Origin of the sequence: Halomonas sp. (genome assembly GCF_052095695.1) — a bacterium.
In the GTDB taxonomy this organism is placed as follows: Bacteria; Pseudomonadota; Gammaproteobacteria; order Pseudomonadales; family Halomonadaceae; genus Vreelandella.
This window is the reverse complement of sequence record NZ_JBQDLQ010000064.1, coordinates 1-19,736: the sequence shown is the minus strand read 5'-3', so window position 1 is coordinate 19,736 and position 19,736 is coordinate 1. Positions and strand designations below refer to the sequence as shown.

20 protein-coding genes are annotated in these 19,736 nt (G+C 54.8%); 16 read left to right on the top strand and 4 right to left on the bottom strand.

All coding sequences use genetic code 11. The annotated features are described in order from the left end of the window. The first annotated feature begins 210 nt into the window (after positions 1-210). Positions 211-828 carry a LysE family translocator gene (locus ACTH5D_RS12825; RefSeq protein ID WP_441671838.1) on the top strand — a complete coding sequence of 206 codons (618 nt, stop codon included), beginning with the start codon at positions 211-213 and terminating at the stop codon, positions 826-828. Positions 829-888: 60 nt separating this feature from the next. Then, complete coding sequence (locus ACTH5D_RS12820) at positions 889-1,380, top strand: glutathione peroxidase (RefSeq protein ID WP_441671836.1); 492 nt, start codon at positions 889-891, stop codon at positions 1,378-1,380. Positions 1,381-1,398: 18 nt separating this feature from the next. Here the strand turns inward: ACTH5D_RS12820 and ACTH5D_RS12815 are convergent, their stop codons facing one another. Beyond that, the gene (locus tag ACTH5D_RS12815) at positions 1,399-1,785 is read right to left on the bottom strand and encodes a DUF7079 family protein (RefSeq protein ID WP_441671834.1); all 387 of its coding nucleotides are present in this window, start codon (positions 1,783-1,785) and stop codon (positions 1,399-1,401) included. A 191-nt stretch (positions 1,786-1,976) separates the two neighbouring features. Here ACTH5D_RS12815 and fabV point away from each other — a divergent pair, with 191 nt between their 5' ends. The 7 genes from fabV (at position 1,977) to astB (ending at position 10,688) form a co-directional block, all read left to right on the top strand. After that, a complete protein-coding gene (gene fabV, locus ACTH5D_RS12810) occupies positions 1,977-3,188 on the top strand; it encodes an enoyl-ACP reductase FabV (RefSeq protein WP_441671832.1) in 1,212 nt (403 codons plus the stop codon). Between the two features lie 182 nt (positions 3,189-3,370). After that, positions 3,371-4,348: a GlxA family transcriptional regulator gene (locus ACTH5D_RS12805; protein ID WP_441671830.1), complete on the top strand. Its 978-nt coding sequence runs from the start codon at positions 3,371-3,373 to the stop codon at positions 4,346-4,348. Between the two features lie 116 nt (positions 4,349-4,464). Then, positions 4,465-5,679 carry an aspartate aminotransferase family protein gene (locus ACTH5D_RS12800; RefSeq protein WP_441671828.1) on the top strand — a complete coding sequence of 405 codons (1,215 nt, stop codon included), beginning with the start codon at positions 4,465-4,467 and terminating at the stop codon, positions 5,677-5,679. A gap of 38 nt (positions 5,680-5,717) precedes the next feature. Then, entirely contained in the window at positions 5,718-6,782 is a 1,065-nt protein-coding gene (locus tag ACTH5D_RS12795; protein ID WP_441671840.1) for an arginine N-succinyltransferase, read from the top strand. Further along, complete coding sequence (gene astA, locus ACTH5D_RS12790) at positions 6,782-7,813, top strand: arginine N-succinyltransferase (protein WP_441671826.1); 1,032 nt, start codon at positions 6,782-6,784, stop codon at positions 7,811-7,813. The genes ACTH5D_RS12795 and astA overlap by 1 nt, the downstream gene beginning before the upstream one ends. 50 nt (positions 7,814-7,863) lie before the next feature. Continuing rightward, positions 7,864-9,336 (top strand): succinylglutamate-semialdehyde dehydrogenase, encoded by a 1,473-nt coding sequence (gene astD, locus ACTH5D_RS12785; protein WP_441671824.1) that lies wholly within the window; start codon positions 7,864-7,866, stop codon positions 9,334-9,336. Continuing rightward, positions 9,333-10,688, top strand: coding sequence for an N-succinylarginine dihydrolase (gene astB, locus ACTH5D_RS12780; protein ID WP_441671822.1), 1,356 nt, complete (start codon positions 9,333-9,335; stop codon positions 10,686-10,688). Before astD ends, astB begins: the two co-directional genes overlap by 4 nt. A 16-nt stretch (positions 10,689-10,704) precedes the next feature. Here astB and ACTH5D_RS12775 read toward each other — a convergent pair whose 3' ends face one another. After that, a complete protein-coding gene (locus ACTH5D_RS12775) occupies positions 10,705-11,622 on the bottom strand; it encodes a DMT family transporter (protein ID WP_441671820.1) in 918 nt (305 codons plus the stop codon). Positions 11,623-11,706: 84 nt separating this feature from the next. Here ACTH5D_RS12775 and ACTH5D_RS12770 point away from each other — a divergent pair, with 84 nt between their 5' ends. The 7 genes from ACTH5D_RS12770 (at position 11,707) to ACTH5D_RS12740 (ending at position 17,834) form a co-directional block, all read left to right on the top strand. After that, on the top strand, positions 11,707-12,195 hold the full coding sequence (locus ACTH5D_RS12770) for a MarR family winged helix-turn-helix transcriptional regulator (RefSeq protein WP_441671818.1): 489 nt from the start codon (positions 11,707-11,709) through the stop codon (positions 12,193-12,195). A gap of 186 nt (positions 12,196-12,381) precedes the next feature. Then, a complete protein-coding gene (gene bluB, locus ACTH5D_RS12765) occupies positions 12,382-13,044 on the top strand; it encodes a 5,6-dimethylbenzimidazole synthase (RefSeq protein ID WP_441671816.1) in 663 nt (220 codons plus the stop codon). Positions 13,045-13,130: 86 nt separating this feature from the next. After that, positions 13,131-13,607, top strand: a complete 477-nt coding sequence (locus ACTH5D_RS12760) for a GNAT family N-acetyltransferase (protein WP_441671814.1) — start codon at positions 13,131-13,133, stop codon at positions 13,605-13,607. Positions 13,608-13,616: 9 nt separating this feature from the next. After that, entirely contained in the window at positions 13,617-14,513 is an 897-nt protein-coding gene (locus ACTH5D_RS12755; RefSeq protein WP_441671812.1) for a LysR family transcriptional regulator, read from the top strand. 149 nt (positions 14,514-14,662) lie between these two features. Continuing rightward, a complete protein-coding gene (locus ACTH5D_RS12750; RefSeq protein ID WP_441671810.1) occupies positions 14,663-16,072 on the top strand; it encodes an amidase in 1,410 nt (469 codons plus the stop codon). Between the two features lie 30 nt (positions 16,073-16,102). Next, on the top strand, positions 16,103-16,330 hold the full coding sequence (locus tag ACTH5D_RS12745; RefSeq protein WP_441671808.1) for a hypothetical protein: 228 nt from the start codon (positions 16,103-16,105) through the stop codon (positions 16,328-16,330). Beyond that, positions 16,323-17,834: a sodium:solute symporter family protein gene (locus ACTH5D_RS12740; protein WP_441671806.1), complete on the top strand. Its 1,512-nt coding sequence runs from the start codon at positions 16,323-16,325 to the stop codon at positions 17,832-17,834. The genes ACTH5D_RS12745 and ACTH5D_RS12740 overlap by 8 nt, the downstream gene beginning before the upstream one ends. A gap of 160 nt (positions 17,835-17,994) precedes the next feature. Here the strand turns inward: ACTH5D_RS12740 and ACTH5D_RS12735 are convergent, their stop codons facing one another. Beyond that, positions 17,995-19,050 (bottom strand): SPFH domain-containing protein, encoded by a 1,056-nt coding sequence (locus ACTH5D_RS12735; RefSeq protein ID WP_441671804.1) that lies wholly within the window; start codon positions 19,048-19,050, stop codon positions 17,995-17,997. Positions 19,051-19,052: 2 nt separating this feature from the next. Further along, positions 19,053-19,547, bottom strand: a complete 495-nt coding sequence (locus tag ACTH5D_RS12730) for a nodulation efficiency, NfeD-like protein (protein WP_441671802.1) — start codon at positions 19,545-19,547, stop codon at positions 19,053-19,055. Between the last annotated feature and the right edge of the window lie 189 nt (positions 19,548-19,736).

The following is a 19,736-nucleotide window of genomic DNA, read 5'->3' as shown; positions in this document are numbered from 1 at the left end:
TTGCCGTCCTGTGTTAGCCATACGCCCCTCGCATTGAGCGGCGATTCTGAAAGAGATAAGTGACAATAAGTGCGAAAAAAGCAAATTTTACCCAACAGCGTACCATGCTAACAGCGTTATTTAAGCCGCTCGCCAAAGAGCAGGCCTCACCTGTCGTATACTCGTGGTTTGCCGCCATGGGCTGACACTTGACCTCAGGAATAAAACGGTATGCCGCTGACACTCTGGTTATCATTAGCCGCTATCTGCGCCATGGGTGCGATGTCGCCAGGACCAAGTTTGGCATTAGTGCTACGCCATACGCTAGGCGGCGGGCGCTTGTTAGGCGTGATAGCGGCCATCTTTCATACGCTCGGCGTGGGTTTTTACGCATTGCTGACGGTATGGGGACTAGGCGCGCTGATTGCCGGCTTTCCGGTGGTGTTTCAATTGATCACCTGGTGCGGCGCCGCTTACTTGGCCTGGCTAGGGTTTCAAGCGCTGCGCGCCGGAAAAGCAGGCGCTTTGCACCCGGCTGCCATGGCGACGAGCCGAGGGCAAGCGGCTAAAGAGGGCGTGCTGGTCGCGTTAGGAAACCCTAAGCTGATCCTGTTCTTTGTTGCGCTGCTCAGTCAGTTTGTGACCCCCGACATGAGCGCATTGGCGAAAGGGATTATCGTGCTGACCGCGATGGTGATTGACGGTGGCTGGTACGTGCTTGTCGCGGTGGTGCTTTCGCATTCAAGGATTCTGCCTTGGCTGCAAAAGCATGCCCACTGGATTAATCGTATTACCGGCGTGCTGCTCATCGCGCTGGCGTTGAGAGTGGTTGCTGGGCCGCTGGTGTAAAAAGCATAGCCGTGGCATGGTAATCGCTATGCCGTTTAAGGTATTTGTAGGGCTTATTTAATGACGATTTACGACCAAGACTGTTATACCCATCAAGGGAGGCCGTTCAATTTGCGGGCGCTGCGTGGCCAAGTATTACTGGTGGTCAACGTGGCTAGCCAGTGTGGCTTCACGCCACAGCTTAATGAGTTGGAAACCTTCTATCAGCGCTATCGTGATCGTGGTTTTACCGTGCTAGGGTTTCCCTGCAATCAATTTGGCCGCCAATCCCCGGAGAATGCCCAGGCGTTCTGTCAGTTTGGCGAACAGCAGTATGGAATCAATTTTCCGCTACTAGAGAAAGTGCATGTGAATGGCGGCCGGGCTCATCCGCTGTTTGTGTGGCTAAAGCATCAGGCACCAGGCGTACTGGGGACGCCAATGATCAAGTGGAATTTCACTAAGTTCTTGATTGGCCGCGATGGACACGTCATTGCTCGCTTTGGCCCGCGTGATCACGGGCGCCCATTGAGGTTGGCGTTGGAAAAAGCCTTAGATGAATCTTATCCGTAGCGTGGCGGTCTAAATGCGTTAAACCTGTTCACCCCGTATAACGGCAAGTCGGTTCATTAGCGCATTCAGGCGGTGGCGCACCATCATAGTGGTCAATCCTGAAAACAACGCCCAGCTTTTACGCCGCCAGCCTTTCAGGCGCAGATTGTGGTTGACCAGCTGCTGCATGAGCTTGCGATCATTAAATTGGCGCCATTCGCTAGCAATGGAAAGCTGATGGCGCGACATGACCGGCGCCATTTCCAAACGAAACATCCACTCCAGTTCTTTAAGCGACATCTCGTAGCGTTGCACGACGTCCAACATGCGCGCGTAGTCCCGTTCGCTGGGCTCGCGGTCAAGCCACAGCGGCGCTAACGCTAGCCAAAGATCGCCGCGTTCGTCTACAAGCTGCTGTGCATTCATGGTGGCCTCGTGTGGGGAGTCGTTGCTGGCATAGGGGACATTAATCGCTATCGTGACGCGAAAGTCTGGTGATCTCAAGCGCGGACAATAGCGCAAGAGCGGACAGCGCGCACGGAGACAGCTAGAATAGCTTCATTGAGTCACGACATCGCGATGTCGATAGCCAAATTAATCTGATAACGAGGTTCGAGATGATTATTAAACCCAAGGTGCGCGGCTTTATTTGTACGACTACCCACCCGGTAGGCTGTGAGCAAAATGTCCTTGAGCAGATTGAGGCTACCCGTGCCCGTGGTTTAGATAAAAGCGCCGGCCCGAAAAAAGTGCTCGTGATTGGTGCATCGAGTGGCTATGGTTTGGCTGCGCGTATTACCGCGGCGTTTGGCTATGGTGCTGACACGCTGGGTGTGTTCTTTGAAAAGCCCGCGACTGATGTCAAGCCTGGCACCGCGGGCTGGTACAACAGTGCTGCCTTCGATAAGTTCGCTAAACAAGAAGGCCTGTACAGCAATTCCATCAATGGCGATGCGTTCTCCCACGAAGCGCGGGAAAAAGCCATTGAGTTGATTAAGCAAGATATGGGCGAGATTGATCTGGTGGTGTACTCGCTGGCATCGCCCGTTCGTAAAATGCCGGATACTGGTGAGCTGAAGCGCTCCAGCCTTAAGCCGATTGGCGAAACCTACCGTGCCACGGCTATCGATACCAACAAAGATGCGATCATCGAAGCAGAAGTGGAACCGGCAACACAGGAAGAGATTGACGACACCATTACCGTCATGGGTGGCGAAGATTGGGAGCTGTGGATGAGCGCGCTAGATAAAGCAGGCGTGCTGGCGAAAGGCGCTCGCAGCGTCGCGTTTAGCTATATTGGCACCGAAATCACTTGGCCGATTTACTGGCACGGTGCGCTGGGTAAAGCGAAGGAAGACCTGGATCGCGCCGCGACGGCGATTGATAGCCACCTGAAGGCCAGCGGCGGTGGTGCCAATGTTGCGGTACTCAAGTCAGTAGTCACTCAGGCGAGCGCGGCGATTCCGGTTATGCCACTGTATATCGCGATGGTTTATCGCATCATGAAAGAGCAGGGCCTGCATGAAGGCACTATTGACCAATTGAATCGACTGTTCGGTGAGCAGCTTTACTCTGAGCAAGGTCAGCGCGGCGAATTTGCCACCGATGAGGCCGGCCGCCTGCGGCTAGATGATTGGGAACTGCGTGATGATGTGCAGCAAGCCTGCCAGGACCTTTGGCCGGAAGTGACGACCGACAACCTGTTCGACATTACTGACTATGCCGGTTACAAGCACGAATTCTTGAAGCTGTTTGGGTTTGAGCGTAGCGATGTTGATTACGATGCCGATGTCAGCCCAGAAGTTAAGTTTGATGTCGTCAGTCTGTAAGCCTTAGGCCTCATGACGTGTTTGCTTGATGTTGTTATTGCCGGGCCCTGTGCCCGGCAATTTGCATTGATGCGTCACTTTTTTGCGATAGGGGGCAGAACGCTGCTCTCCACTGCGTAATTGCGTAAGATAGACATTTCATCCAGTCGATGGCGGTTCTTCATGCAGCTCAGTGACTTATCATGCAGCCTCGCCCGCTAACGGCGCAGCCTAATGTGATCCGCAGGCGGGTCGCATTTCTGCTGCTGCCGGGCTTTTCGTTATTGGCCCATGCCAGCGCTATTGAACCACTGCAAATGGCCAACCAGCTGAGTGGCGAGATGCTTTATCACACCGCCACCTTAAGCATGGATAGCCAGCCGGTGCGCAGCGGTGCTCAGCTTTCGCTGCTGGCTCAGCATGCGTTAAGCGAGTCACTGGGGCCTATTGACCTGCTCTTGATCTGTGCGCCGACGCCGCTGCCCTATACGCTGCCCGCTAAGCTTAACGAATGGCTGCGAGCTCACCAAGGTCGAGGCGTATCGTTAGGCGGTTTGGCAGGTGGTACGGAAGTGCTGGCGCGCTGCGGGTTGCTAGATGGATACCGAGCGACGCTTCCATGGCAGCGTTTTGAGGCTTTTTCCCAGGCATACCCACAGGTAACGCTTTCTCAGCAGCTGTTTGAAATTGATCGCGACCGGCTGACCTGTGCGGGCGGCACCGCAGCAATGGATATGATGCACACGCTGATTGGCCAGCATCACGGGGCGCGACTGGCAGAGCAGGTATCGGAGCAGTTTGTTTGCGACCGCATTCGCTTAGCCGATGAGCGCCAGCACGTGCCGCTTCGCAGTCGCTTGGGGCATGCCCCGCAAAGCTTGGTCGATGCCGTGACGCTAATGGAAGCCAATATCGAGGAGCCGCTTTCGACCCTTGAACTGGCGGAGCATTTGGGTATTTCTCGCCGTCAGTTGGAGCGGCTATTTAAGAAATATCTCCAGGCAGTGCCAAGCCGCTACTATCTGGATTTGCGTTTGCAAGAGGCACGCAAGCAGCTGCGCGAAACCGATCGCGCGATTGGCGATATCGCCTTTGCCACTGGGTTTTCATCCGGCGCACACTTCTCAACCGCCTATCGCAACCATTTTGGCATGACGCCAAGAGAAGAACGTTTGGCTTAGCGTGCATAAAACCAAGAGTGGTTATTCATAATTCCCTGTCACATTGCTGAAAGCAGATAACCACATCAGCGCCTTATACTGTTTTTACCCCATTACTCTATTGGAGAGTTTGCCCCATGAGCACCATCCCGACTCGGCTGGATTTTGATCATTACATGACGCCTAACTATGCACCGCAGCAGATTATTCCGGTGCGCGGCGAAGGTAGCCGACTATGGGATCAGCAGGGGCGTGAATACATCGATTTTGCCGGCGGCATTGCGGTGAACTCTTTAGGTCACTGTCATCCTGTGCTGGTTAACGCGCTTAAAGAGCAGGGTGAAAAGCTTTGGCATCTTTCCAATATCTATACCAATGAGCCTGCTCTCAAGCTGGCGAAAAAACTGGTGGAACGCACGTTTGCTGACAAAGTCTACCTTTGCTCTTCGGGAGGAGAGGCGAATGAGGCGGCGCTGAAGCTAGCGCGTCGCTACGCGGTGGATCACCACGGCGAAAAGAAAGACAAAATCATTTCCTTCAATCAGTCCTTCCATGGACGCACTCTCTTTACGGTTAGCGTTGGCGGTCAACCTAAATACTCGCAGGGCTTTGGGCCGATTCCTGGCGGCATTTTGCACGCTGAATTTAATGACCTGGAAAGCGTTCGCGCCTTAATGGGCGACGATACCTGCGCGGTGATGGTTGAGCCCATGCAGGGCGAGGGCGGCATTCTACCGGCGAGCCCCGCATTTTTGAAAGGCCTGCGCGAACTGTGCGATCAGCACAATGCCCTGCTGATTTTTGATGAAGTACAAACTGGCGTTGGCCGTTGCGGGACACTTTACGCCTACGAACGCTATGGCGTGACGCCGGACATTCTCACTAGTGCTAAATCGCTAGGCGGCGGTTTTCCGGTAGGCGCGATGCTGGCAACCGACAACGTTGCCAAGTCATTAGCCTTTGGCACCCATGGCTCAACCTACGGCGGTAATGCGCTGGGGTCTGCCATCGCGTTGGCGGCCGTCGAATTTATCGATACTCCAGACGTTCTGGCAGGCGTGCAAACGCGCCACGATCTTTTCCGTGAGCATTTAGAAACCATTAATCGTAAGCACGGCGTGTTTAAAGAAATCCGCGGCATGGGACTGTTGATCGGCGCTCAGATGTCGGATGCTTTTGAGGGCCGCGCTAAAGATATTCTGCCGCTGGCCATTGAAGAAGGCTTAATGGCGCTAATCGCTGGGCCTAACGTATTGCGTATGGCGCCTTCGCTGGTGATTCCTGAGGCAGATATTGCTGAAGGCATGGCGCGCCTAGAGCGTGCCATTGAGCGGCTTGTTGCGACAGCATGAGTGAGCCACAGGCCGCGTTAACTGAGGGGGCGTCGAGAATGCTGGTAGTGCGACCCGTTAAGACGACGGATCTCAACGCGTTGGAGCAGTTAGCTGAGCAAGCCGTGCCTAAGCTAACCAACCTGCCTGCTAACCGTGAGCGGCTTCAGGAGCGCATTGCGCGCTCTTTGGATGCGTTTAGTGGTGACGTTGAGTTTCCTGAAAATGAGCACTATACCTTTGTGTTAGCGGACGATAGTCGGGAGGAGGTGCTGGGCACGGCCACTATTCGTGCCCAGGCAGGCGCCAGTGAAGCCTATTACACTTATCGTCAAGAAACGCTGATTCACGCCTCTCAGCAGCTCAACGTGCGCCGTGAAGTACAGACATTAGCGCTCTCCCATGAAGTATCAGATGCCACCTTATTGTGTGCTTTTTCGCTTAACCCACGCTACAAGGGCACCAGTGCGGAAAGCCTTCTACGCCGCGCGCGGTTGATGTTCATTGCTCAGTATCCCGAACGCTTCTCGCGCATTCTCGCGGTGGCATTTCCTGGCTATTTAGATACCCACAGCGAATCGCCATTTTGGGAGAGCGTGGGGCGGCATTTTTTTGCGCGCAGTTTTCAGGATATTAATCACATTGCCGGCGTGCGCTCGAAAAGCTTTATTGCTGAAGTGATGCCCCAATTTCCACTTTATTTACCGCTGCTTACGCCTCACGCGCGGGCCGCGATTGGTCGCGAACACCCGGCTCATGAAGAGGCGCTACAGGAGATGTTGGCAGAGGGCTTCGTGCGTTCTCGTCACGTGGATATTTTCGATGCCGGGCCGATTGTAAAAGCGGAGCGCGAACGACTGGAAACCTTTCGTAGCGCCGCTTGGCACCCGGTACGCATTCGACCTGAACATGCGCTGCCCGATGCTGAGCCGGCAATGGTCGCCAATCAAAAACTCGGCGAGTTCCGCTGCATTGTGTCGCGCTATGCGCTCTCGCCGACGGGTCAGCTAATGCTGTCTCCTGAGCACGCTGAGCGGTTGGGTGTCACCGAAGGGCGAGCGGTGCTTGCCGCACCGTTGACATTGCCCACCGCGGTAGACGCGCTTGATGAAGGAGAAATGTAATGCGCATTCGACCCATTGCCCGTGAAGATTTGGATGGGCTTCAGGCGCTTGCGCAGCAGGCAGGCGTTGGCTTTACCTCGTTACCGGATAATCGTGAATTCCTCGCCGGTAAAATTGAAGCCGCCGCCAGCGCATTTGAAGAACGCACGCCGGTAGACGATCGACTCTACTTCTTTGTATTAGAAGATGAAGAAAATGGCGAACTCGCCGGCTGTTGCGCGATTGAGGGCCAGGTGGGTCGTGAAGTGCCGTTTTATAACTATCGCCTAGGTGCGTTGGCACACTCATCTATCCAGCTCGATTTGCATCGCACTATCGATACGCTGTTTTTAAGCTCCGACCACACCGGTGATGCAGAGGTTTGCTCACTGTTTCTGCGTCCTGAGTATCGTGGCGAAGCGAATCGTCACTTACGCAATGGCGCGCTGCTCTCAAAGGCTCGATGGCTGTTCATTGCTCAATTTCGTGATCGCTTTCCGCAGAAAGTGCTGGCTGAAATGCGCGGCGTGTTCGATGAGAACAACATCAGCCCCTTCTGGGAGAGCCTGGGTAAGCATTTTTTCCCTATGGATTTCAGCGAAGCTGACCGCTTAACCGGTTTGGGCCAGAAGAGCTTTATCGGCGAGCTGATGCCACGGTTTCCTATCTATACAACGTTCATGGCCGAAGAGGCGCGCGCCTGCATTGGCCAGGTGCATCGCCATACCCGACCTGCGCTAGAAATGCTCAACAAAGAGGGGCTGCGCTGGGAAGGCTATATCGATATTTTCGATGGTGGCCCGACGGTAGAGGCGTATATCGACGACGTGCAAGCGGTCCGCAACTCGCGGCTGTGCCAGGTAGACGTTTCATCCAGCGCCCCGCAAGAGAGCGTCAGCCGCTGGTTGGCGGCCACTATCCAAATACGCAATTTTACTGCTAGCTGGATAGGCCGTGCGCCGACGCATGACAACATCATTGTGCTTAGTGAGCAGGAAGCAAGTCGGCTAGGCGTCACCACCGGTGACTTCGTTCGCTTACTGGAAACCTAAATCCTGCAAAAATAAGCACGGCAAAAGTTTGGCAACGTTAGGAGAGAACGATGCACGCTCAACAGCAGCAATTGATCAACGGCGCCTGGGTAGCAGGTGAAGCAGACACGTTCGCCAAGCATGATCCCATCTCGGCCAAGCAGCTGTGGCAGGGTGCGTCGGCATCTAGTGAGCAGGTTGGCGCCGCGATTAACGCCGCACGGGGAGCGTTTCCTAACTGGGCGCGCACACCCGTTACTGAGCGTCAGGCACTGGTCGAGCGGTTTGCCGAGATTTTAAAAGCGCGTGGTGAAAATCTTGCCCTGGCGATTGCCTCTGAAACCGGCAAGCCGCTTTGGGAGGCGCGTACCGAGGCCGGAGCGATGGTGGGGAAGATTGCCCTGTCGATCAGCGCATACCACGAACGCACCGGCGAGCGTGAAAAATCAGTGGGTAGCGCTAAAGCCGTTCTGCGCCATCGCCCCCACGGTGTCATGGCAGTATTTGGCCCGTACAACTTTCCCGGTCATTTACCTAACGGCCATATGGTGCCCGCACTGCTAGCGGGTAACTGCATCGTTTTTAAACCTAGTGACCAAACCCCGCTAACGGCTGATCTAACGCTGCAGTGCTGGCTAGAAGCCGGGCTACCTGAGGGTGTTATAAACTTAGTGCAGGGTGGCGTGGCAGTCGGCCAAGCGCTGGCGGCGCATCCCGGCATTGATGGCCTGCTGTTTACCGGCAGTGCCAACGTCGGGGGCATGCTACACAAGCAGTTCGCTGGACAGTTGGATAAAATTCTCGCGCTGGAGCTAGGCGGTAATAATCCCCTGGTGGTTAAGGATAAGCCCGATCAGCGCGCCGCTGTGCTGGCTATCCTACAGTCGGCCTATCTTTCCGGTGGCCAGCGCTGTACGTGTGCTCGTCGCTTGATAGTGCCCTTTGGTGACGTTGGCGATCGCTTAATCGAAGCGCTCTCAGAGGCTATTACCAAGCTGCACGTGGCGGGTCAGTTTGACGAAGATCCCGCGCCATTTTACGCCGGTTTGGTGAGCGTTGCCGCCGCCGATGGGCTGCTAAAAGCTCAGGACTCGCTGGAAGCCCTCGGCGCCACGGTCATCAACCGTATGCAGCGGCTTCAGGAGGGCACCAGCTTGCTGAGCCCTGCGCTTATCGACGTGACGGGCCTGGACGTTCCTGATGAGGAGCATTTTGGGCCGTTACTCAATATCCATCGTTACCACGATTGGGATGAGGCGCTTGAGCTTGCTAATAATACCCGCTACGGGCTCTCTGCCGGTCTGATTGGCGGTGATAAAGCCGATTGGGATGACTTTTTGCTGCGTATTCGTGCCGGGATTGTGAACTGGAATCGCCAAACGACCGGGGCTTCCGGCGATGCGCCCTTTGGCGGTGTGGGCGACAGCGGCAATCATCGCCCCAGTGCTTACTATGCGGCGGACTACTGCGCTTATCCTGTCGCGTCCATGGAAGCTGACACCTTGGAGATGCCCGATACCCTGCCGCCGGGAGTCATCCTATGAGCACCGCTGCCATCAGCAATGTCAGAGAAGTCAATTTCGACGGTTTGGTTGGCCCTACCCACAATTACTCCGGGCTTGCGGTAGGTAACGTTGCCTCGATGAGCCATGGCGGCTTGGTGTCGAACCCCAAAGAGGGCGCGCTGCAGGGCCTGCTGAAAATGAAGTCGCTGATGGATGCAGGCTACGCTCAGGGCGTATTGCCACCTCAGCAGCGGCCTGATATCGGCGCTCTGCGTGATTTAGGCTTTAAGGGTAGCCATCGTGAAGTGTTGGCTCGCGCCGCTACCGAGGCCCCGCACTTGCTGCGCGCCGTTTGCTCCGCTTCCAGCATGTGGACGGCTAACGCAGGCACTATTACGCCCAGCCGGGATGCATGGGACAGCCGGGTACATTTCACTCCAGCGAACCTGCAGTCCAGCCTTCATCGTTACCTCGAACCACAAACGACGGGCCGCGTACTGCGGGCGATTTTTCACGATGAGCAGTATTTCGCCCATCACCCGGTGTTGCCCGCCACACCTGATTTTTCCGATGAAGGCGCGGCCAACCATACGCGCCTTTGTGGCGAGCATGGCGAGCCAGGCGTGCATCTGTTTGTCTATGGCCGCCAGGCGTTTGGTGGCGAGCGCCAGCCAGCACGTTTTCCGGCAAGACAGACGTTAGAAGCTAGCCAAGCGGTGGCTCGTCAACACGGCCTCACGGAAGCTCAAACGGTGCTTGCTCAGCAGCATCCGGACGCCATCGACGCAGGCGTTTTTCACAATGACGTGATTGCCGTTGGCAATGGCCCTGTACTGCTGTATCACGAAATGGCGTTTTTGGATGAGCAGCGTACGCTCGAAGAACTGCGCGCCAAAATGGCCAGCCCGCTGATTCCCGTGCGGGTGCCTTTGGAAGCAGTGAGCATGGAGGATGCAGTCGCCTCGTATCTGTTCAACTCCCAGCTGCTTTCCAATCCAGACGGTACTATGACGCTGGTGGTGCCCGGCGAATGCCAGGAACGCGAAGCGGTGTGGCGCACTATCCAGGAGTGTCTGCTGGCGGGCAACAATCCGATCAGTGAGGTGGTCGTTAAAGACGTGAAGCAGAGCATGCGCAACGGCGGCGGCCCTGCCTGTTTGCGTCTGCGCGTGGTGCTGACGGATGCCGAGCGTGCAGCGCTCACCGGCCGCGTGCTACTCACCGATGCGCTGTACGACGATCTTGCCGCTTGGGTCAACCGTCATTACCGCGACCGATTAGCGCCCGATGATCTTGCCGACCCGCAGCTTGCAGAAGAATCGCTGACGGCATTGGATGAGCTGACGCAACTGCTGAAAATTGGCTCGGTTTATCCATTTCAATTAATTTAAGGCGTCGCCACGCTACTTAGATTTTGCCCTTTCCAATATTCAGCAGGGCGATGCCTGAGCCAATGAGAAAAATTCCGAGCAGTAAGCCTTCGGGGGCGGCTTCTCCTTGCAAAAATATCGCGACCGGGACGCCTACTATGGCGCCCACCGAACCCAGTAAGCTGAGTAGCACCGGTCCGCCGCTTTTCTGTAGCAAAAAAAGCAGTAAGAACTGGCCTGCGAACACTAGGGATTGAAGCGCGATCAGTAGAAGCGGAAGGCTTTGATCGGTGGGGATGCTAAGCGAGAAGCCGGGCAGTAAACCAACACCGAAGAGGATAACAGCCGCGGCGATTAACATGCCGGGGGCCAGCGCATCGCCAGAGACGCCGGCTGGCCAGCGCAGTGTCCGATAAAGGTTGCCGATCGCCAACAGTATCGGCCCCGTTAGCGCCAGGAGAATCCAGAGATAATCGGCATCCGGCGTGGAAAGCTTGTGAGCCGCTAAGGTGACGGCGCCTGCCAGGGCTGACAGCACGCCTGCCGCACGCATTACCTGAAAGCGTTCCAGCTTTAATATCAGTGCGCCAATATAGGTGAGCAGTGGCGGCAGAGTAATGGTTAAGGCAACGAACCCTGCGCCGATATGCGGAATGGCGGAGAAAAAGATCAGGTTAGACCCCGCTACTCCCACAAAAGCGGCCACGAAGTAATACTCAATGGTGCGTCCCGTGATAGATGGCAGGTTGCGGCGGAGTGCGGAGATTGTAATGAGTATTAGCGCCGCGCCGGTAATCGACCAAAATAAAAAAGCGAGCGCTGATAGCTGCCTTTCCCCTGCCAGTTTGGCTAAATTGGTCGATAGGCCTAGCAGGGCTCCGCCGGATAATAAATATGCCAGTGGGGCTAGCCAGGCTTTTTTGGATTGAGTCTTGGTAACAGTCGATGATGCCATGTGCATATTCTCAACGTTATATCTTGATATCAAGATATTTGTGAAGAGTCTTGACGTCAAGATAAAAAAGCGCAAAATGCAGGCATGGATCATGTAGACAGCATTCTCAAACAGTGGCAGAAAGAGCGCCCCGATCTCGACGTGGTGCCAATGGGTACGCTTGGGCGGATTAAGCGGCTGAATCACTACTTAATGCGTGCCATGGAAAAGACATGGTCGAGATACGATCTGAATGGTGCCAGTTTCGATGTAATGGCAACGCTTCGCCGTGCGGGCGCGCCCTACGCGCTGTCCCCCGGGGACTTGATGGCGTCCACGATGGTGACATCGGGCACCATGACGCACCGTATTAACTTGTTGGAAAAAGCTGGATTAATAAAACGGGTCAAAAACCCCGACGATGGTCGAGGGTTTTTGATCTCGCTTTCCCCGCAAGGGCTTGAAGTGATTGATGAGGCCGTGACTGCCCACGTAGAGACACAGGCACAGCTAGCCGCTGCCTTAACCGGTGAGCAGATCGCTCAACTTGATCGCTTATTGAAGCAGTTCTTAGTGGGTTTTGAGCAGCAGTAATAGCCAACATATTCGTACGCTAATCGTTATTTAATGTGAGCGTTAAAGTAACAACTTCTATCACGCTCCATTTCTTTTAAGTGCCTAAAGACAGCGTTGTTTTACCTCGGCGCTGGGGGCTAGGCTGACCTCGTGTAGACTCTTCATTGTCTATAACATCGATCAGCAAAAGGCCCGACCAGCGCAATGACTCATTCGAACCACCATTTTTCCGATGCTGAGCGGCGTGGGCTGTACCGCGCCATCTTTGAGCGGCGCGATGTGCGCTCGCAGTTTCTGCCTGACCGGATTCCTCCTAAAGTGCTGAACCGCCTGTTGGAGGCCGCGCATCATGCGCCTTCGGTGGGGTTTATGCAGCCCTGGGATTTCATTGTGATTGAAAGTCGCGACGTTAGGGAGACGGTGCTGGCACTGTTCGAGCAGGAGAACCAGAAGGCCACCGAGCGCTTTGAAGGTGAGCGCCAAGTACATTACCGTAGCCTTAAGCTGCAAGGTATTATGGAAAGCCCGTTGAACCTTTGCATTACCTGTGACCGCCGCCGTGGCGGCCCCCATGTGTTGGGGCGCAATAGCATTGTCGATACCGATCTTTTCAGCACCTGTCTCGCTGTACAAAATCTCTGGTTGGCTGCGCGGGCTGAAGGCATTGGTGTTGGTTGGGTGAGCATTCTCGACCAGGATCTGCTAAGTACGGCGCTGAACCTACCCGAGCATGTTTACCCACTGGCGTATCTCTGCCTTGGCTATGTAAGTGAATTTTTAGACCAGCCGGAGCTTGAAGCGAAAGGCTGGCGCGCTCGGCTGCCGCTTGATGAACTCGTGCATCAAGATATATGGGGCCAACACTAGCCACTCACTGGCTTTACGCTCTATAGCGCTACCTTTTATTTGCCGCTACTGTATTCGTTTCTGCTTAATAAGGTCTGGAGCGAACGATGCAGGGCGATATAACCATTCAACGGCTAGGTGCTGATGATCCTAATGCTGAAATAGTGGCGGGTTGGACATTTGAATCCTGGGGCCATTTACACCCTGGGCTCACCCTAAAACAAGCCATTGAGCATCTAAAAACCGAATGTGGTCAGGGGGGCGTGCCTTCCATCTTTGTGGCAATGCAGGGTGAGACCCCTGTTGGGACTGCTAGCTTGATTGCTGATGATATGAGTATTCGCCGTGAATTGACCCCGTGGCTGGCTTCGGTATTTGTCGTGCCCGAATGGCGAGGGCAGGGTATTGCTTCGGCATTAGTGAAACGAGTGGAAATTGAGGCGCTTGAGAACGGTATTGAGCACTTTTATCTGTATACCCCAGACCAGCAGGCGCTCTATTGTCGCTTGGGTTGGCAAGATGTAGAAAGCCTTGAGTATCGAGGCGAAACCGTGACGGTGATGTCACGGCAGTTGGGGCTTTAAGGGGCGTTTATGATTAGTGGTCGTGCACTGCGCTACTTCGATACCGTGGCTCGCTGCCATTCGTTACGCCAAGCGGCGGCCCAGTTGCATATCGCTCCTACGGCGATTAGCCGCCAGATCGATTTACTCGAACATCAGCTTGGCGCGCCGCTCATCGAACGCAGCCCTAACGGTATTAGCCTAACTGCGGCAGGGGAGCTATTGGCCGCCCAGGCGCAGCGTACCCTGCGAGATTTAGAGCGAGTGCAGGAGCATATTGCCGACCTAAAAGGTTTACGTACTGGCCGGGTAAGTCTGCAGGTAGCGGAAGGCGTTGTTGCAGGCTTGCTAGCTCCTGCGTTAGCCAAGATGGGGCAGCGCTTCCCTCATTTGAGCTTTGATATCGAGATCGCTAGCGCCAGTCAAATGGTGGAGGCGCTACGCCGTGGCGATGCGGACATTGGCCTATCGTTTTTTATGCCTCGCCACGATGACATTGTGCCGTTTGCCAGCGCCGAGTTACATCACCATGCCGTAATGGCCCCGGGTCACCCGTTAGCTACGGCTTCTGAGGTAGGTCTGCACTCCCTGGCAGAACACCGATTGATACTGCCAAGTGAATCCTACGGTGTGCGTCAAGCGCTGGAGCGCGCAGCTCATCAGGCTGGAGTCGCTCTGGCCCCTACCTTCAAGACCGCTTCACTGGAAACCCAAAAAGCACTCGCTATTAACGGCGCGGGCATTCTGGTTTTACCGCCGATGGCGGTTGCCCGCGAATGTCAGTTAGGTGAACTGGTGAGCGTTCCTCTATGCCCTTTGGAGCTGGAGGCCGCCCGGATTGATCTGTGTGTTTATCGCCATCGCCAACGCAGTTTTGCCACCGAGGCGTGCCTTTCGCTGCTGGCGAGTGCTCTACAAACACTATAAGCCCCGCCATCTGAGAGAGCTTGAAGGAGTGGGTGCACACAATAAGTGGACACGCTGCCGTCAATATTGAAATAGCAGAAGACACGGTGTGCGGTCATGCTGAGTTTATGAATAACGACAGTCTGACAACAACAGCAAAAGGTGATGTGATGCCTGAACTACACCAACTGACGGCTACTCAGCTACTCGATGGCTACCGCTCAAAATCGTTTTCTCCCAAAGAGGTGGCGGCTGCCTTGGTCGAGCATATTGCCAAGTGGGAGCCACATATCAATGCGCTGTATGCTTATCAGGCTGATGCATTTATTGAGGCTGCTGAAGCGCCTACCCAGCGCTGGGCTAAGGGCGAGCCTAGCGGCTCGCTGGATGGTGTGCCGGTGACCATAAAAGAGTTGATTGCCACTAAAGGCTTGCCAATACCGGGCGGCACGGGGCTGGGCGAGCAGCCTGTTGCTACTGATGACGCACCACCCGCCGCGCGCCTAGCGGAAGACAATGCAGTGCTGCTGGCAAAAACGACATGTCCTGATTTTGGCATGCTCTCATCAGGTCTTTCATCGTTTCATGGTTTAACCCGCAATCCATGGGATTTAGCCTGCAATACTGGCGGTTCTAGCTCTGGTGCCGGAGCAGCCGCTGCCGCAGGGTTTGGCCCGCTGCATGTGGGGACAGATATCGGTGGCTCCATACGCCTGCCAGCGGCCTGGTGTGGCGTAGTGGGGTTTAAGCCCACGTTAGGCCGGGTACCCATCGATCCGTATTATGTGGGCCGCTGTGCAGGTCCAATGACGCGTAGCGTAGAGGACACCGCGTTAATGATGACTGCGCTCGCTCGCACAGACCGGCGCGATGCAATGCGTTTGCCCCCAGAAAAGATCGCTTGGGCCGACTTAGCGTTAGATCTTCATGGCCTGCGCGTGGGTGTCATGATGGAGTCTGGCTGTGGGCTGCCGTTGGATGAAGAAATTCGTGACTACGTAGAGCAGGCTGCGAAGCAATTAGAAGCCGCTGGCGCAACGCTGGTGCCCCTTGCGCCAGTGGTGACACGTGAAATGCTGGATGGACTGGATAACTTTTGGCAGGGTCGCCAGTGGGGCGAGTTGATGAAGCTCGCGCCTAAAGAGCGTGAGCAGGTACTGCCTTCGATTCTCGCCTGGGCAGAAGGTGGTGCTCGCTTAACGGGCGTAGCTGCTGTGCAAGGTTTTCAGCAAACGATGGCAATGCGCCGCGCGACGGAAGCAGTGTTTGATAGGGTAGACGCGGTTATTTCACCCACGACGCCCAATATCGCTTTTCCAGCAGAGTGGTCATCACCTACAAATGATCCGTCCCAGCCATTTGAGCATATTACCTACACCGTGCCTTGGAATATGGGCGAGCAGCCGGCGATCTCACTTAATGCCGGGTTTAGCCAGGCAACGACTTCCTTCAATATGCCCATTGGCGTGCAGCTAATGGGGCCTCGTTTTGCTGATCATTTTGTTTTAAAGCTAGCGAAACAGCTGGAAGACCGATTAGCGTTACCCATGCGGTGGCCAACACTGCCCACAGTGAATTGATGTCATTCACTAATGAATAAGGGGATATCGATGAGACGCTTAATTGTGCTGCCTACCTCCAGGGCGGGCTGGGGGCTGTTAGTGGCTTTTGTGGCGCTGGTGCTAGCGGGCACATGGCCAGTGATTGGCTGGGTGAACCGCGCAACGCTGGTCATGGGGTTGCCGCTCATGGTGGTGTGGAGCTATCTGATTATTTTTGCCTGCGTGGCCGTCATGCTCGTTGGCAATCATATTGTAGAGAGAGACGATCATGAATAGCGTTTGGCCTCTGATCATTACCTTAACTTATGTGGCTATCGCTATGATCATTGGCCTGCGTGCTCGCAATGGGTGTGCCAACAATGCCGATATGAACAGCCTAGAAGAGTGGGGCGTGGCAGGACGCAGCATGGGGCCGGTCACGTTATACCTGCTGATTGCCGCCGGGAGTGTCAGCGCTTACACCTTCATGGGCGCGCCAGGATGGGCTTACTCCAAAGGCGTGGCGGTGTTTTACGTGGCAATTTACCTCGCTTATTTGGCGCTGATAGCCTGGTATTTCGGGCCCAAGGTGTGGCAGTTCGGTGAGCAGTTTGGCCACGTAACCCAGGCAAGCGCGATTGCTGACCGTTATCAAAGTCCAGCGCTGGGAGCTTTAGCGGCGCTAGTGATGGCGATTGGCTCTGTCGCTTATGCAGTACTGCAAACGATCGGTTCGGCGTATATTTTGTTCGTAATGAGCGGAGGGATGGTCCCCATTTGGCTTGGCGTACTGTCAGTGCTGGCCTGTATTGCAGTCTACCTTTACGCCAGCGGACAGCGAGCGATTGGCCGTACCAATGCGTTTCAGGGCGTGCTCATGCTGATTGTTGCCTGGGCGGTTGGTTTGTGGGCGGTTCATAGCGCTACCGGAGGGCTGAGCTTTGCGGGCGTATTTGAGCGCATTCAAACTGAACACGGTGAGTTTTTAACGCTACCGGGGGCGGGTGGTGATATGAGCTTTAGCTTCTGGACGACATCGATCATCGTTTCAATGTTCTCGTTTATGCCGCCGGTATGGACCCAGTGGATGAGTGCTTCATCAGCGCGCACTATCCGCCGTAGCGCGACTTGGTTACCTACTTACTATGTGGTGATTCTGCCCATGGTGGTGGTGGGCTTTATCGGCATTTTCTCGCTGCCGGAGCTGGCCCGCGCTGATACGGTTGCCCTGGAATACGCCATGCAGCACTTGCCCGTCGTGTTAGTTGGATTGCTGGGGGCAGGCACCTTGGCGGCATCGATGTCTTCAAGCGAGCCGTTTATCCACTCGGTATCGCTGTCACTTAGTAAAGATGTGCTTCAACCGGTGTTAAAACTCTCGGAAGGGGCGACCGGCAAGCTCGCGCGGCTATTAATTCTACCCATCATGTTTCTGGTGGTTGCTCCATTGGCTATTGCTGAGCCGGGTAGTTTGGTAATGATTCTGTTAGTGGGGCTAGGGTTTGCCTCCCAGGTATTACCGGCATTCATTGGCATGTTTTTCTGGCCGCGGGCTTCTCGCCTAGGGGTGATGGCTGGCATTGTGGCGGGGTTTTTAGTCACCGTTGCGTTTACAACGCTATGGCCGCATCCGCTGGGCATTCATGCAGGCTTCTGGGGGCTAATGATCAACCTGCCGGTCTTTGTGGCCGTGTCTTTAATGACCCCCGCGACCAATGCCGAGATAGTTGAACGCTTCTTTCGTATTGCTGCGCCGCGTGGTTTTACTAGGCTAGGGGGCGCGAAAAATAACCACGGGTAATGGCATTCACCACGGTGTAATGCATACGTAAATGATGGCGCCAAAGCCTAACCTGTTTGGCTATAACCCTTCATACAGCCAACAAAAAGCCGATTCACTCGTGAACCGGCTTTGTAGCATTTACAAGGGATTGGTTTTATTCATCTAGTGATGCAAAAAATCAATTAATGCCTGCCGCGCCGCCGACTATGCCGTTACGAAAGTCGTTGTTACTGCCACTGCGGTTGTTTTTGAGGTGGTTAGACACGGTATCTTCAGGTGAGCCTGCCATTTCACGGAACATGCCCATTGAGCCAAGCAGTGCCGACGATTCATACGGCACGAATACCCGCTCGCCATCTTTCGCCATATTGGGTAATACTTTGATGTAACTCTGGCCGAGTAGATAGCCCACGACGGTCCGCTTGTTTTCTTCACTGTCGCCAATGGCGCTAAGTACCAGCTTGATCGACTCCTGCTCGCCCTGGGCGCGCAAAATCGCCGACTCTTTATCACCCTGAGCATTGAGGATGGAGGACTCTCGCTGCCCCTGAGCCATGGCAATCGCCGCTGATTTTTCACCCTCAGCTTCGGTGACGGTAGCACGGCGTTTACGTTCAGCGGCCATTTGTAGGCGCATGGCGGTTTCAACTTCTTCCGGCATGGCGATATCCTGCACTTCTACGCGAGATATTTTTATGCCCCACTTAGAAGCGGGCTCTTCCATTGCCGCCTGAATCTCGTTGTTCACTTCCGCGCGGGATTCGAACAGCTTATCTAGCTCCATCTTGCCGACGACTGAACGCAGCGTTGTCTTGGCCAGTACCTCAACCGCCTGGCTCATATTGACGACCTCATAGACAGCCCGCTTAGGGTCAATAATCTGGTAGTAAAGCGCGCCATTGATACGCACCGTGACGTTATCGGTGGTGACCACCGGCTGGCCGGGGAAGTCCATAACCGTTTCGCGGCGGTCGATTCGGATTTCGTCTGTGGTGATCGCGGTGTATTCCTCACCGAGTTTGCGATAGCGCAGCATAGTGATAGCGCGGGGTTGTTCGATAAAGGGAATAATAATGTTAATACCACTTTCCAGTACGCGGTTGAACGACCCAAGCCGTTCCACCACCATGACTTCAGATTGGCGAATAATGATTAAGCCTTTAGAAATAATCACGACTGCGATCGCAACAACAATTAGGCTTATTAATAAGCCTGGGCTAATAGGTAAATCCATGATTAAGGTTCCTTACGTAGAGAATTGTCATCTTGAGGAGCGATGTCGGAGGGTTGATGTAGCGTGACCAAAGCGGTAGTACCTTCAAAGCGTCTAAACACCACCGTTGTACCTGTGGGTAACTCGGTTTCACCACTATCAAGGTCGCGTAAACGGTAGAAATCACCATTCACTTTAATGCCAGTGGCATTATCAAAATCACGCTGCAGGGTCGTGTAGTGATTGCCTTTCTCTACGCCAGTGCCTGTTGTCCCGTAGGCGACTCCGCGGGGTGAAAAGCGCGGACGAATGACCATGATGCATAGCGGCAGCAACACGCCGGTAAAAATAGCCATGCTAAGCAGTTGCCAGGGGAGCGTTAATCCCAGCGCAGTAACGGCCGCCGTTAGCGCTGCAGCGATTCCCAGCGCCAGTAACACCATCGCGCCTGAGGTGAGCTCACCCAAGCTAAGCAGTAGCGCTAGTACTAACCATGTATATGCAGGATTCCAATCCATAGTTTCTCCTAAAACTAATTAATGGTCTGGCACTAGAGTAACTCATTAAGGGTTGTTTGGCCTGTGGGTTAGGATGACGTGTTTTTTTAAGGGGCACTATTTTTTCAATTCAGCCTGATGCCATGCACAGCACTGAGCCCCCAGTGTCAGGATGAGTGTCGCACCCTCTGATACCCTGTTCTTATAAAC

Coding starts and splice junctions, on each gene's coding strand:
- astB (WP_441671822.1), top strand. CDS start 9,333: ATGAGCACCGCTGCCATCAGCAATGTCAGAGAAGTCAATTTCGACGGT.
- ACTH5D_RS12805 (WP_441671830.1), top strand. CDS start 3,371: ATGCAGCCTCGCCCGCTAACGGCGCAGCCTAATGTGATCCGCAGGCGG.
- ACTH5D_RS12800 (WP_441671828.1), top strand. CDS start 4,465: ATGAGCACCATCCCGACTCGGCTGGATTTTGATCATTACATGACGCCT.
- ACTH5D_RS12815 (WP_441671834.1), bottom strand. CDS start 1,785: ATGAATGCACAGCAGCTTGTAGACGAACGCGGCGATCTTTGGCTAGCG.
- ACTH5D_RS12735 (WP_441671804.1), bottom strand. CDS start 19,050: ATGGATTTACCTATTAGCCCAGGCTTATTAATAAGCCTAATTGTTGTT.
- ACTH5D_RS12770 (WP_441671818.1), top strand. CDS start 11,707: ATGGATCATGTAGACAGCATTCTCAAACAGTGGCAGAAAGAGCGCCCC.
- ACTH5D_RS12740 (WP_441671806.1), top strand. CDS start 16,323: ATGAATAGCGTTTGGCCTCTGATCATTACCTTAACTTATGTGGCTATC.
- astA (WP_441671826.1), top strand. CDS start 6,782: ATGCGCATTCGACCCATTGCCCGTGAAGATTTGGATGGGCTTCAGGCG.
- ACTH5D_RS12755 (WP_441671812.1), top strand. CDS start 13,617: ATGATTAGTGGTCGTGCACTGCGCTACTTCGATACCGTGGCTCGCTGC.
- ACTH5D_RS12825 (WP_441671838.1), top strand. CDS start 211: ATGCCGCTGACACTCTGGTTATCATTAGCCGCTATCTGCGCCATGGGT.
- bluB (WP_441671816.1), top strand. CDS start 12,382: ATGACTCATTCGAACCACCATTTTTCCGATGCTGAGCGGCGTGGGCTG.
- fabV (WP_441671832.1), top strand. CDS start 1,977: ATGATTATTAAACCCAAGGTGCGCGGCTTTATTTGTACGACTACCCAC.
- astD (WP_441671824.1), top strand. CDS start 7,864: ATGCACGCTCAACAGCAGCAATTGATCAACGGCGCCTGGGTAGCAGGT.
- ACTH5D_RS12745 (WP_441671808.1), top strand. CDS start 16,103: ATGAGACGCTTAATTGTGCTGCCTACCTCCAGGGCGGGCTGGGGGCTG.
- ACTH5D_RS12775 (WP_441671820.1), bottom strand. CDS start 11,622: ATGGCATCATCGACTGTTACCAAGACTCAATCCAAAAAAGCCTGGCTA.
- ACTH5D_RS12730 (WP_441671802.1), bottom strand. CDS start 19,547: ATGGATTGGAATCCTGCATATACATGGTTAGTACTAGCGCTACTGCTT.
- ACTH5D_RS12760 (WP_441671814.1), top strand. CDS start 13,131: ATGCAGGGCGATATAACCATTCAACGGCTAGGTGCTGATGATCCTAAT.
- ACTH5D_RS12795 (WP_441671840.1), top strand. CDS start 5,718: ATGCTGGTAGTGCGACCCGTTAAGACGACGGATCTCAACGCGTTGGAG.
- ACTH5D_RS12750 (WP_441671810.1), top strand. CDS start 14,663: ATGCCTGAACTACACCAACTGACGGCTACTCAGCTACTCGATGGCTAC.
- ACTH5D_RS12820 (WP_441671836.1), top strand. CDS start 889: ATGACGATTTACGACCAAGACTGTTATACCCATCAAGGGAGGCCGTTC.